The sequence below is a fragment of the Nocardia sp. A7 genome (genome assembly GCF_046549215.1).
Taxonomy (GTDB): domain Bacteria; phylum Actinomycetota; class Actinomycetes; order Mycobacteriales; family Mycobacteriaceae; genus Nocardia.
Genome location: NZ_JAJPWE010000001.1, coordinates 1,094,178 through 1,106,723, shown reverse-complemented (window position 1 = coordinate 1,106,723; position 12,546 = coordinate 1,094,178). Strand labels below are relative to the sequence as shown.

At 68.2% G+C, this 12,546-nt stretch carries 12 protein-coding genes; 7 read left to right on the top strand and 5 right to left on the bottom strand.

Going from position 1 to position 12,546, the window contains the following annotated elements:
* Window positions 1-37 precede the first annotated feature (37 nt).
* Both ACLJPD_RS04980 and ACLJPD_RS04975 read left to right on the top strand, forming a co-directional pair.
* Window positions 38-1,186, top strand: coding sequence for a hypothetical protein (locus ACLJPD_RS04980; RefSeq protein WP_410870526.1), 1,149 nt, complete (start codon window positions 38-40; stop codon window positions 1,184-1,186).
* Between the two features lie 162 nt (window positions 1,187-1,348).
* Complete coding sequence (locus ACLJPD_RS04975) at window positions 1,349-2,059, top strand: DUF1906 domain-containing protein (RefSeq protein WP_410870525.1); 711 nt, start codon at window positions 1,349-1,351, stop codon at window positions 2,057-2,059.
* Window positions 2,060-2,151: 92 nt separating this feature from the next.
* Here the strand turns inward: ACLJPD_RS04975 and ACLJPD_RS04970 are convergent, their stop codons facing one another.
* Complete coding sequence (locus ACLJPD_RS04970) at window positions 2,152-2,928, bottom strand: hypothetical protein (RefSeq protein ID WP_410870524.1); 777 nt, start codon at window positions 2,926-2,928, stop codon at window positions 2,152-2,154.
* Window positions 2,929-3,211: 283 nt separating this feature from the next.
* On the opposite strand from ACLJPD_RS04970, the gene ACLJPD_RS04965 reads away from it, so the two are divergent.
* On the top strand, window positions 3,212-4,450 hold the full coding sequence (locus ACLJPD_RS04965; RefSeq protein WP_410870523.1) for a mannosyltransferase: 1,239 nt from the start codon (window positions 3,212-3,214) through the stop codon (window positions 4,448-4,450).
* A 3-nt stretch (window positions 4,451-4,453) separates the two neighbouring features.
* Here ACLJPD_RS04965 and ACLJPD_RS04960 read toward each other — a convergent pair whose 3' ends face one another.
* A complete protein-coding gene (locus ACLJPD_RS04960; protein ID WP_410870522.1) occupies window positions 4,454-4,741 on the bottom strand; it encodes a 4a-hydroxytetrahydrobiopterin dehydratase in 288 nt (95 codons plus the stop codon).
* A 20-nt stretch (window positions 4,742-4,761) separates the two neighbouring features.
* Window positions 4,762-4,938, bottom strand: coding sequence for a hypothetical protein (locus ACLJPD_RS04955; RefSeq protein WP_410870521.1), 177 nt, complete (start codon window positions 4,936-4,938; stop codon window positions 4,762-4,764).
* Window positions 4,939-5,063: 125 nt separating this feature from the next.
* Here ACLJPD_RS04955 and typA point away from each other — a divergent pair, with 125 nt between their 5' ends.
* The 4 genes from typA (at window position 5,064) to ACLJPD_RS04935 (ending at window position 10,283) form a co-directional block, all read left to right on the top strand.
* Complete coding sequence (gene typA, locus ACLJPD_RS04950) at window positions 5,064-6,965, top strand: translational GTPase TypA (protein WP_410870520.1); 1,902 nt, start codon at window positions 5,064-5,066, stop codon at window positions 6,963-6,965.
* Window positions 6,966-7,115: 150 nt separating this feature from the next.
* Window positions 7,116-8,849, top strand: a complete 1,734-nt coding sequence (locus tag ACLJPD_RS04945; protein ID WP_410871933.1) for an ABC transporter family substrate-binding protein — start codon at window positions 7,116-7,118, stop codon at window positions 8,847-8,849.
* Window positions 8,846-9,745, top strand: a complete 900-nt coding sequence (gene mshB, locus ACLJPD_RS04940; RefSeq protein WP_410870519.1) for an N-acetyl-1-D-myo-inositol-2-amino-2-deoxy-alpha-D-glucopyranoside deacetylase — start codon at window positions 8,846-8,848, stop codon at window positions 9,743-9,745. The genes ACLJPD_RS04945 and mshB overlap by 4 nt, the downstream gene beginning before the upstream one ends.
* A 118-nt stretch (window positions 9,746-9,863) precedes the next feature.
* A complete protein-coding gene (locus ACLJPD_RS04935; RefSeq protein WP_410870518.1) occupies window positions 9,864-10,283 on the top strand; it encodes a hypothetical protein in 420 nt (139 codons plus the stop codon).
* Here the strand turns inward: ACLJPD_RS04935 and ACLJPD_RS04930 are convergent.
* The gene (locus ACLJPD_RS04930; RefSeq protein ID WP_410871932.1) at window positions 10,273-12,000 is read right to left on the bottom strand and encodes a PH domain-containing protein; all 1,728 of its coding nucleotides are present in this window, start codon (window positions 11,998-12,000) and stop codon (window positions 10,273-10,275) included. The genes ACLJPD_RS04935 and ACLJPD_RS04930 overlap by 11 nt on opposite strands.
* A gap of 35 nt (window positions 12,001-12,035) precedes the next feature.
* On the bottom strand, window positions 12,036-12,536 hold the full coding sequence (locus tag ACLJPD_RS04925) for a PH domain-containing protein (protein WP_410870517.1): 501 nt from the start codon (window positions 12,534-12,536) through the stop codon (window positions 12,036-12,038).
* Window positions 12,537-12,546: the final 10 nt, after the last annotated feature.

Here is a 12,546-nt window from a genome sequence, read left to right as displayed (position 1 = left end):
AACTGGGGGTTCGCTCGCGTCACGTACCGTGTTCGACGTGCGTGTGAAGGTGGACGACAAGCCACGGCGTGACCCGATCTGGATCGAGTACGCCGATTTCGGCGAACGGTTCGTCACCTACGCGGTGACCGAGGAGCGCATCACCGCCGCGGTGTCGGGGATGACCGGACGTGGGGTGAAGATCGGGCCGTTCTCGCTCGGTCCCGCCGGACTGGCCGGTTTCGTCGCCGAGGGTGCGCTCGGCACCCCCGAGGTCACCCGCACGCCCGGTGACGCGCTGAGCTTCGGCGTGCGGATCCCGCTGACCCTGGCCGTGAAACTGGTCCTCGGCGGACGCAAGCTACGCCTGGCCGCCGTGGTGGAGATCGGGCTCACACTGCACGCCCGCACCGCCGCCCCGTTGCTTGTCGTGATCGACGTCGCCCCGGTGACGGCCAAGGACGTGAGCTTCACACTGCGCGCCGAGGCCATCGACGGCGCCTGGGAAATGTTGCTCGACCCGATCGCGGGCCTGGTGCAGCGCGAGGTCGCCAACCGGGTCAACGCCATCGTCGGCGATCCGAAGTTCCGCTCGGAGCGGGTCTTCGACATCGAGGCGATCCTGGACGGCTATCGCTCACCCCATCGCAACGACACCGTCTTCGACTGGATCGACTACCGCGAATTCGGTCTGCGCTTCTTCACCACCATCGTCACCAGGGACCGTGTGCACGGCGTGGTCGGTCAGCTGGCGGGCAGCGAGATCGATGTCGGGCCGCTGGCCGAGGGACCACGTGGCGCGGCCACGGTGACGGTGCGCGGCGCTATCGAGCAGCCGCGCGTGATCGATCGTGGCCTCGGCGAGCCGGGTGACCTGCGGATCTTCGATATGACGCTGCCGGTCGGGCTCGACATCACCGTCGACGTGCTCAAAGCCAACCACTACCGCGCCGACCTCGAGATTCCCCTTGTCCTCACGGCAAGGGCCGCCGAGCCGCTGCAGATCGTGATCGAGGTGCCGCCGCCCGCCCTCGCGGACATCTCGATGGAATTCAAGGCCAAGGGCCTGCGCGCGGCGACCCTGGCCCGACTGGCCGGGATCAAGAAGCAGATCGTCGCGCAGGTTGTCGCGGTGGTCGGCGCCGAGCTGGCCGATCCGACGGGCCGCACCATCGATGTGGGCGCGGCGATCGACGGCGCCACCTGACACCTGTGACTCGTGGGGCGAATGTTGCCGTTGGTTCTGGCGGTTCCCCTGGGGTTGTGGTGCAATGAGTCGCACGTTCTAGACTCCCGGCGCGCGATTTTCGGGGAAGGCGCGCCGGGTTCGCTTGCCGGTTGAAGTCGGGTTGCGCGAAGGAGTCCTGCGATGCGTTCAGTTCCGGTGACCAGGCGGAAGTTTTTCGGCTTCGCCGCCGCCGCGGCCACGATCGGTGCCGGTCTCGCCGCCGCGCCTGCCCGCGCCCAATCCTTCGGCACGATGGTCGATTACGCCGCGGGAGTACCCTCCGCCGCGTCGATCGCGGCCGAAGGGCACATCGGCGTCATCCGCTACGTCTCCGAGCGCAGGCCCGGCGCCGAGTGGATGGCAGGTAAACCGCTGCTCGCCGCCGAGGTCGAAGATCTGGGGGCGCACGGCCTGTCGATCGTGTCGAACTACCAGTTCGGCAAGGGCCCGACCGCCGACTGGCGCGGCGGCCTGGAAGCGGGCAAGCAGCACGCCGAGCGCGGCTGGGCCATCCACGCCGCCGCGGGCGGACCCGATACCGCGCCGATCTACGCCTCCATCGACGACAACCCGTCGGACGAAGAGTTCGATGAGATGATCGCGCCCTATATCGAGGGCTGGCAGTCGGTGCTCGGACCCGAACTCGTCGGCATCTACGCCAACGCGCCGACCATCGACCGCGCACTCGACGCGGGCTTGGGTTCCTGGTTCTGGCAGCACAATTGGGGCACCGAGCGCGGTTTCGTGCACGGGTCCGCGCACCTGCATCAGTTCGAGATCGACAAGCGCGCGATCGACGGCGTCGGCGTCGACCTGAACCGGGTACTGACCGAGGACTACGGCCAGTGGTGAGCCAGGTCCACACGGTGCTCGCGGGAACAGCCGCAAACAACTGAGCCCGGTCCGTTCTCGAGGAACGGACCGGGCTCAGTGGGTGCGGGTACCTAGACTGTGAAGAAGCCCAGGGTCGGCATGAAGGTGCAGGTGCGCGGTGCGGCGCCCTCGGCGGCGGTGGTGAGCGAACCCGAGATCACCGCGACGACGCGGCCGTGGCCCGTGTTGGCGATGGCCGAGAGGGTGGCCGGACCGCCGGGGTTGATCTTGGCCTCGTCGGTCAGCGTCTGGATCGCGGACTGACGGGTGTCGAGATTGAGCCACTGCACCGTCATCGGCGGGTTCTGCTCGCCGGTCGGCGCCTTGGTGCCGAGCGCGGTGAACACGAAACCGGCCTGACCGGCGGCGGGTCCGGGCGGGGGCAGCTGCGCCGGACCGGCGACCGCGAGCGCGGTGCCGACCGAATCGGCGCCGTCACCGATGCAGCCCTTGCCGATGGTCGGGTACAGGAACTGCGCGATGGCCGGGCCGTCCTGCGGGAGTTCGGGACCACCGCCGCCACTGCCGTCGAGGAAGGTGATGATCCGCTCGAGGGTGGACTTGATGGCAGGCGGCAGATTCAGTGTGGCCAGCAGTGCGCGCGCCTGATCGAGCAGGGCGGTCTGCGGGCTGGCGACGTCGGCAGGACCTGCGACCAGGCCTGCCACGGCGGGGGCGAAGGCGGCCAGCGCGTCGACCGGGACGCCTTCGGGCACCATCGGGACGCTGATCGGCGCCGCCTGCGGGGCGGGCGCCGGGGCGGCGATCGATGCAGGCGCGGCGAGCATGGCGCCTGCCGCGATGGCGAGAGCGGTCGTTGCGATCCGCGAACCTCGACTACGAAGCACTTGTCTAGCCGTCCTTACCTCGGTGGTGCGATGGGCGAGGGTTGTCGAGCCCAGCATGTCGGGGGTCACTCTAAGGACAACGCCGCCGTGTTGTACAGCCGCCGGGCCCAACGCGGCGTACCGGCCGAAACCATGTTCATCGACGCTAGCCGCACATGGTGTTACACCTGGGGATGTTGATACAAATGTTATCCATGGTGTCGCCGCGGCTGGTGGTCGCGGGGGCCGGTCGGCGCCCGGTTAAAGTAGCTGAGCACCCGCGAAATGGCGCAAGGCGCCACCGATGCCGACCGAAAGCCTGGCCTTGAACAGACACCTCCGATGGGCACTCGCGCTGCTCGGACTGTCCGTGCTCGCCCGGCTGGCCTGGATGCTCTTCGCCCCGAACGGGCTCAATGTCGTCGATCTGCACGTGTACGTGGACGGCTCAGCCGCGCTGCTCACCGACCGGCTCTACGACTTCACCTACTCGGAGGTGACGCCGGACTTCCCGCTGCCGTTCACCTATCCGCCGTTCGCGGCGCTGGTGTTCTTCCCGCTGCACTATCTGCCGTTCACCCTCGTCGCGGTCGGTTGGATGCTGGCCACGGTCGCCGCGCTGTACGGCGTGATCAGGATCAGCCTCGAACTGTTGCTCGGCGCGGAGAAGGCGAAGCAGACGCCGTGGATCACCGCGGCCGTCGGCTGGACGGCGCTCGGCGTCTGGCTCGAGCCGGTGCGAACCACCATCGACTACGGCCAGGTCAATGTGTTCCTGGTGTTCGGGGCGATGCTGGCGGTGCGCAGCGCGCGCTGGTGGATCTCGGGCACCCTCGTCGGCCTGATCGCCGGCATCAAACTGACCCCGGCCATCACCGGCCTGTACTTCGTGGCGCGGCGGCGCTGGGCGACGGTGCTGTGGTCGGCGGCGGCTTTCGGGCTGACCGTCGGTGTGAGCTTCCTCATCAACGCGCACGAGGCGCAGCGCTATTTCGGCACCCTGCTCGGCGACGCCGACCGGATCGGCCCGGTGGGCTCGGTCTGGAATCAGTCGCTGCGCGGCGCGCTGAGCCGCATTCTCGGCCACGACGTGCAGTCGGGCCCGTGGTGGATCGTCGCGGTGCTGATCACGGCCGTGCTGGCGTTGTGCGCCTGGCGCACCCTCGGCCCCGACGACCGGCTCGGCACCCTGGTGCTGGTGCAGCTGTTCGGGCTGATGATCTCGCCGATCTCCTGGTCACACCACTGGGTATGGCTCATCCCGACCGCGTTGTGGCTGATCTACGGGCCGTTGCGGGACGAGCGTGTCGCGCGGATCATCGCCTGGTTCTGGGTGCTGACGATGCTGGTCGGCGTGCCGTGGGTGCTCTCGTTCGCGCAGCCGACGATCTGGACCATCCCGCGTCCATGGCCGCTGGCCTGGCTCGGCGCGGTCGATGTGATCGGCGTGTTCGTCCTGTTCGGCTGGCTGATCTGGCACGGCCGCGACACCCTGCGCAAGCAACTCCCCGGCCGTCGCACGGCCGAGGTGCCCGCGAGCTGAGGCTCAGCCGACGATGTCGTCGATGGTGTGCGCCATCGCCGTATCGAGCGAGGTGAGACCACCCTCCGAATGCGTACTCAGCGTGAAACGCAGTGTGCGCCAACGGATATCGATATCGGGATGGTGGTCTGCCGCCTCGGCGGCGACGGCGACCTTGCGCACCGTCTCGATGCCGGCGAGGAAGCTCGCGGCCTGCACCGTGCGGGTGATCGCGGCACCGTCGCGCGACCACTCCGGCAGGGTGGCCAGAGCGATGGTGAGTTCAGGGTCGGAGAGCAGCGGAGTACTCATCCTTCGGTTGTACGCCTCGTTTATTTGACGCGCGCCAGTTTCAAGGCCTTTTTGAGATCTTTACCGCACATTCCGGCAGCCTCGGCCTTCTTCATCCGCATGATGACGACGGGGCATTTGAAGCAGCGCGTCTTCTTCCTGCAGCACTTTTTCTTCGGCTTCAGGCTCGAGACCTTCTTCGCCTTCACCTTGCCCATGGGAGTTAGCCTAACCTAAGTACAAAGCCTGACACGAGGGTGCCCCCGCGCAACCGGTAAGCTGTAACAGGCCGCGATGCCAGATGAATGCGCGCCAAATACCCCAACAGCAGGAGGATCCAGGCGTGTCGTCTTCACGCGATTTTCGCAACGTCGCCATCGTGGCCCACGTCGACCACGGCAAGACGACGCTGGTCGACGCCATGCTTCGTCAGTCGGGCGCGTTCGCTGAGCGAGCCGAACTGGTCGACCGAGTCATGGACTCCGGTGATCTCGAGCGCGAGAAGGGCATCACCATTCTCGCAAAGAACACCGCAGTTCATCGCCATAACCCCGATGGTTCTCTCACCGTCATCAACGTGATCGACACCCCCGGCCACGCCGACTTCGGTGGTGAGGTCGAGCGCGGCCTTTCCATGGTCGACGGTGTCGTGCTGCTCGTCGACGCGTCCGAGGGCCCGCTGCCCCAGACCCGCTTCGTGCTGCGCAAGGCTCTTGCGGCCAAGCTGCCGGTCATCCTGGTCGTGAACAAGACCGACCGCCCCGACGCCCGCATCGCCGAGGTCGTCTCCGAGTCGCACGACTTGCTGCTCGACCTGGCCTCCGACCTCGACGACGAGGCCGCCGAAGCCGCCGAGCTCGCGCTGGACCTGCCGGTCCTCTACGCCTCGGGCCGTGAGGGCAAGGCGTCGAAGGTCGCCCCGGAAAACGGTTCCGCTCCCGACGCCGAGAACCTCGACGCCCTGTTCCAGGTGCTGATGGACTACATCCCCGCGCCGAAGAGCAACAAGGACGCGCCGCTGCAGGCTCACGTCACCAACCTCGACGCGTCGGCGTTCCTCGGTCGTCTGGCCCTGGTCCGCATCTACGCGGGCGAGCTGCGCAAGGGTCAGAACGTCACCTGGATCAACGCCGACGGCGCCAAGACGGTCAAGATCACCGAGCTGCTGCAGACGATCGGTGTCGAGCGTCAGCCCGGCGAGGTCGCCGAGGCCGGTGACATCGTCGCCATCGCCGGTATCCCGGAGATCATGATCGGCGATACCCTGGCCGACCCCGAGAACCCGATCGCGCTGCCGCGCATCACCGTCGACGAGCCGGCCATCTCGGTGGTCATCGGCACCAACACCTCGCCGCTGGTCGGCCGGGTGTCGGGCCACAAGCTCACCGCCCGCATGCTCAAGTCGCGCCTGGATCAGGAACTGATCGGCAACGTGTCGCTGCGCGTGCTCGACATCGGCCGTCCCGACGCCTGGGAAGTGCAGGGTCGTGGTGAGCTGGCGCTGGCCATCCTGGTCGAGCAGATGCGTCGCGAAGGCTTCGAGCTGACCGTCGGCAAGCCGCAGGTGGTCACCAAGCAGGTCGACGGCAAGACGCACGAGCCGTTCGAAGAGCTGACCATCGACTGCCCCGACGAGTACCTGGGTGCTGTCACCCAGCTGCTGGCCGCCCGCAAGGGCAAGATGGTGCAGATGAGCAACCACGCCGCCGGTTGGGTGCGCATGGAGTTCATCGTGCCCTCGCGTGGCCTGATCGGTTTCCGTACCGTGTTCCTCACCGATACCCGCGGCACCGGCATCGCCAACGCTGTCTCCCACGGCTACGCGCCGTGGGCCGGTGAGATCCGCGGCCGCCACACCGGTTCGCTGGTTTCGGACCGTGCCGGTTCGGTCACCCCGTTCGCGATGATCCAGCTGGCCGACCGTGGTCAGTTCTTCGTCGAGCCGGGCGCCGACACCTACGAGGGCATGGTCGTCGGCATCAACCCGCGTGCCGAGGATCTCGATATCAACGTGACCCGCGAGAAGAAGCTGACCAATATGCGCAGCGCCAACGCGGACACCTTCGAGACCATGGCCAAGCCGCTGCACCTCGATCTCGAGCTGGCGATGGAGTTCTGCACCGAAGACGAGTGTGTGGAGGTCACCCCCGAGGTGATTCGCGTCCGCAAGCTCGTGCTCGGCGCCAACGAGCGGGCCCGCGACCTGTCGCGTCGCAAGGCCCGTGACAAGGCCGCCGCGAACTAGTCGGCAGTAGTTCGAACGGCGTCGGCCGGGTACCGGAAACGGACCCGGCCGACGCCTTTTCGTTGGCCTGTAATGGCCGAACGGCAGTCGATCGATGGGTTGGGTAGAGTGCGCAAGGTGAGTTCGGGGCGGCGCGCAGGGTGGCGTGCGATGGTGCTGGCGATGATTGCCTCGACGGCGGTCGTGGCCGGTTGCACGGCGAATCCGCCACCGCCGATCGAGTCCTCCGACTCGCCCAAGACCACCCAGGCCAAGCCGGGCAAGAACACCGTGGTCGTCGCGATCGACGACATCGGGATCGGGTTCAATCCGCATCTGCGCTCGGATCAGTCGCCGGTAACCAGCGCGGTGAGTTCGATGGTGCTGCCGAGCCCGTTCCGCGCGGCGCCGAGTCCCGTCCATCCCGGTCTGGTCGACTGGGTGCCCGACACCTCATTGATCGTGTCGGCCGATGCGACGGCCCAGGAGCCGTTCACTCTCACCTACATCCTGCGCGATCAGGCCAACTGGTCCGACGGTGCCCCGATCGCCGCCGAGGACTTCCGGTTCCTCTGGCAGCAGATGATCAGCCAGCCCGGTGTGGTCGATCCGGCCGGCTACCGGCTGATCTCGGATGTGGCGTCGTCGGCGGGCGGCAAAACGGTCACGGTGACGATGACCCAGCCCTATCCCGCATGGCGTGAACTGTTCTCGAACCTGCTGCCCTCGCACCTGGTGAAGGATTCGCCGGGTGGATTCACCAGCGGGCTGGTCGACAAGATCCCGGTCTCGGGCGGCAATTTCACCATCAAATCGGTCGATCGCGGACGCGACGAGATCCTGCTCGAACGCAACGACCGCTTCTGGGGCACCCCGGCCTCCCCGGATCAGATCCAGTTCCGCCGTGGCGGCACCCCCTCGCAGCTGGCCGAATCGCTGCGCACCGGCGACGCGCAGATGGCGCTCGTGCACGGCGGCGTGGCGACCCAGGCGCAACTGGCCGCGATCCCGTCGGTGCGGACCACGATCATGCCGCAGGCCCGCGAACTGCAACTCGCGCTCAACGGCCGCTCCGGTGACCTCGCCGATGTGCGGGTCCGCAAGGCGGTGCTGGCGCTGCTCGATCCCGCCCTGCTGGCGACCGTCGGCGCGCAGACCGGTGGCTGGGTGGAACCCGCACGCGCACAAGTACTTTCGCCGTCCAGCCCCGGCTACGTGCCCACTGCGCCGCCGCGGATGACCGCCGAGGAAGCGTTCGCCCTGCTGGCCGAAGCCGGGTTCGGCCGTGCGCCCGAGACCCCGCAGACCGGTTCGCCGACCTCGCCCGCACCGCAGCCGCGTTCGCTGGCGCGCAACGGCAAGGGGCTGTCGGTGCGGATCGGCGCCGTCACCGACGACGCGTCGGCACTTGCCGTCGCCAATACCGCCGCTGACCAATTGCGCAGTGCCGGAATCGATGCCATCGTGCGTGGCCTGCCCGCCGACGAGCTGTACGGCAAGGACCTCACCGAATCCTCGATCGACGCCATCGTCGGCTGGGAGCTGGCGGGCGGCGACCCGGCCAACGCGCTGGCCTCACGCTACGGGTGCGCGCCGGTCGTCCCGGCCGGTGCCGAAGGTCCCGCGTTGTCCGCGGCGGAGGCATATCGCCAGGCGCCCAGCAATATCGGCGGGGTGTGCGATCCGACGCTGCAGCCCTCGATCGACGAAGCCCTGCGTGGTTTCGATGTGCCGCGGATCCTGGCCGAAGCCGAGCCGAGGCTGTGGGAACTGGCGACGGTATTGCCGATCGTGCAGGACAACGTTGTCGCGGCGGCCGGTCCACGCGTGGACGGTGTGTCGCTGTCGGGTGCGATTCAGGTCGGCATCTTCGGTGATACAGCACAGTGGCGGAGGATCCCGTGACCGACACCGACCGCCTGACCGAAACCGGTGGACTGCTCCTGGTCCATGCCCACCCCGATGACGAAACCCTCACCACCGGTGGCACTATCGCGCATTACCGCGGCCGTGGTGTCCCGGTGACCGTGGTGACCTGCACGCTCGGCGAGGAAGGTGAGGTCATCGGTGAGCGGTGGTCGCGCCTGATCGCGGCCGAGGCCGACCAGCTCGGCGGTTACCGCATCGGCGAACTCACCGCCGCGTTGTCGGCCCTCGGCGTCGGCGAGCCGTGGTTCCTCGGCGGCCCAGGCCGGTGGCGTGATTCCGGCATGGCGGGCACACCGTCGGCCGAGCATCCACGCGCTTTCGTGAACTCCGGTGCCGCCGCTGTGGACGAACTCGTCGCGGTGATTCTCGCACTGCGGCCTGAGGTGGTCGTCACCTACGACCCGCGCGGCGGCTACGGCCATCCCGACCACATCCGCGCGCACGAGATCACGACCGCGGCCGTCGCGGCGGCCGCCGAGCAGGGCTGGGATGTCCCCAAGTTCTACTGGACCGTCACCGACGGCGAACTACTGCGCCAGCACACCGCCGCGCTGGCCCGCCGCACCGTCGACGATCTGCCCGGCGCGCTGCCCACGGGTTGGCGTCTGCCGGTCGAGGCCGAACTGGCCGCCATGTCCACGAGCGGGGTGAGCACCGTGATCGACGTCTCCGATGTGGTCTCGGCCAAGCGCGCCGCCATGCGCGCGCATGCCACCCAGGTCACCGTCGCGCCGAGTGGCCGGGAATTCGCGCTGTCGAACAACATCGCACTGCCGGTGCTGCCCGAGGAACACTTCACCCTGGTCCGCGGCACGCGCGGCCAGGTGGGCGCCGACGGATTCGAGCACGACCTTTTCGCCGGCCTCGACTGAGCGGTCGGCCGCCGGGTTGCGATCGCGGCTCGCCGGTGGCCCGCTTCGCGGATCAGCTGACGCTCAACCGGGCGCGGGGCGGCGCGGCAGTCCGGCCCGGCCGAATAGACTCACGCCCATGGTGACCGATCATGATCAGCCCACCGCCGTGTTGCGGTCCTCGCGCATCCCGGGCCTGCCGGATCCGCTGATCTCGGGCCTCATCGTCGTGCTGCTGTTCGTCGACGCGCTGATCACCCTGGCCGTCGAAGTGCTGTTCCTGCCCACGTATATCGGCTCACTGGCCTTTCCGGCGGTGGCGTTGCTGGCCGCCCCGATCAATATCGCCCTGGTCTACGGCATGGAATCGGTGACCGACCGGATCGGCTTCACCTTCGCCCCGATCGTGGTGTGGGTGTTCGGATTCCTGGTGTGCGCCTCCCGCGGGCCCGGCGGCGACGTCATGCTCGCCAGCGACGGTCGCACCCTGCTGCTGTTCGCCTGCGGTGTGCTCGCGCCCGCGGGATACCTGTACTACCGCTCGAACGTCAGCCGGTAACTGTCGTCTGCTGTCGCGGCGCGCTGTGCACTGAGCGGGTGCCGAGGCGGCCCGGTGTCACTTCCTCGATCAGGGCGGCCGCCTGATCGATCGGGATATCGACCACGAGATAGGCCTTCTTCCCCGCCGCGGTGGCCGCGACGACAGTGGCGAGTCCGGCGCGGCGTTGCCAGAAGGTCTGACCCACGGTCCAGCCGATGATGCCGGGCGCTTCGAGGCAGTCGCGATTGCGGTCGAGGCTGCCACGGCGGGTGATGAGCCAGGTCGGGCCGGTGGTGCCGGGCAGCACCCGGTGGCCGAGGCCTCGGTAGCGGTCTTCGGCGAGTGCGGCCATGACCACGGCGAAGACCACCGGGAAGGTCCAGGTCCACAGTGGTAGGTGACCGCCCGCGAGCGTGATGGCGAGCATGGCCACGATGACGCCACCGACCGGCCAAGCGGCGCGGGTGTAGCGGCGGCGACGGGCGGCGGGGCCGTGTAGATGCAGCGCGATGGTGCCCAGTGTTGCGCCCGTAATCGGTTGCGGTGCGGGTGAATCTGCGGTGACCGGCTCGCTTGGCGGAGCAGCGCTCGTCGCGGCGTCGGATTTGGTGAGTGGAACTGTGACGCGGCTCGATGTGGGCGTGGGTTCCGTCCGGGCTGCCGCGACGGATTGCGATGTCAGCGGGGGTGTTCGCTCGGTTGGTGACCAGGCGGTGTCCGGTGCCGTGTCGGTCGGGGCGGGAGCGTCGGGTCGGCGGCGGGTGCGTAGGAGTTCGTCGAGGGTGCGTTCGACGGCGGTGCGCGGGGCCTGGGGGAGGATCTTCTGGCGGGGGTTCTCGCCGGTCATGATCATTTCCAGCTGGGCGGCGCTGGCGGCGCGCAGCAGGAGCGGTTCGTTGAGTGTGGCGCCGCGGAAGCGGGTCAGGTCGAGGGTGATCTGGCGGGTGGTGAACAGGCCGTGGCGCAGGTGCAGGGTGGTGCCGTTGTCGAGCACCCGCAGGCCGTACCAGGTGGCGAGGTACTGCGCGCACGCGGCGAGATTCACCAGCAGCAGCGTCAGCAGGGTCAAGGAGGCGATGACGATCACGACGATGACCGCGGTGTCGTCGTCGAGGCCGCGCACGACAGCGCTTTTCGACACCACGTCGATGAATCCGTACTGCGCGCCGAGCCCCGCGATCGGTGCGACGACAGCCAGCCCGGTCAGCGACAACGGCGCGTACCGCACCCACGCCGCCCGCCAGTGCCCGATCTCCACGCCGGATTCGCCGAGCGCGCCAGGTGGCGAAACATGCGGCACCGCAACGCTGTCGACGTGCGATGGCGCGTGTTGTCCGGTGTGTGAGAGCAATTCGGCGCGCAAGGCGGGAATCTGACTCGTGTCGAGGGCGTCGAGCTTGAATTCGTCACTCTTGTCGGTCTGCTTGCCGGTGCCGATCGCCAGCACCGCCAACCCCAGAACCCGGTGCAGCAGATCAGCTTCCACGTCCACCGACCGAATTCGCGGTCGCGGCACCGACAACGTCCGACGCGCCACGATTCCACTGCGCAACTGCACGTGATCGGCATCGATCCGATACGACGTGGTGAACCACCGCGCGACACCGAACGCCGCGACGAGCACGACCGGGATCAGACTCCACAGCGGATTGCCACTGGTGGTTCCGACGATGATCGAACCCAGCAGCACCGGAATGTATTTCATGATCTCGGTGACCGGATACACCAGCAGCATGCGCGGGTCGAGGCGCTGCCATTCGACGGGCTGGGTCACGTCGCGTCTCCACGGTGCTGCGCGGCGATCGCGGTCAACCGCAGCACCGTCTCCTCGGCCACCGGCAGGTCGAGCGCGCTGATCTTCACCGCCCCCGCCGACGACGCGGTGGTCACCGTGACCGTGGCCAATCCGAGTATCCGTTCCAGCGGCCCGCGCTCGGTATCCACGGTCTGCACCCGCGAGATCGGCGCGACCCGCGACTCCTGATCAAGCCACCCCACCCGCGTGTACACAGCCTCATCGGTGACCTCCCATCGATGCACCGCGTAGCGCCACGCCGGAATCACCACGATGCCGAGCACCCCGAGCGCCACGATCACCAGCACGGCGAGCACCTGCCACTCACGACGGTCTTCGTCGACCATCGCCCACACCGCGACCGCGACGAGCAACACGACCACCCCGATCGCGTTCTCCAACGCCCACAGCAGCTTGGCCTTGGAACTCGGACGCCAGGCCGGTTCGGCCAGGATGGTGGAGCGCGGCAACGACATGCTGCCCATG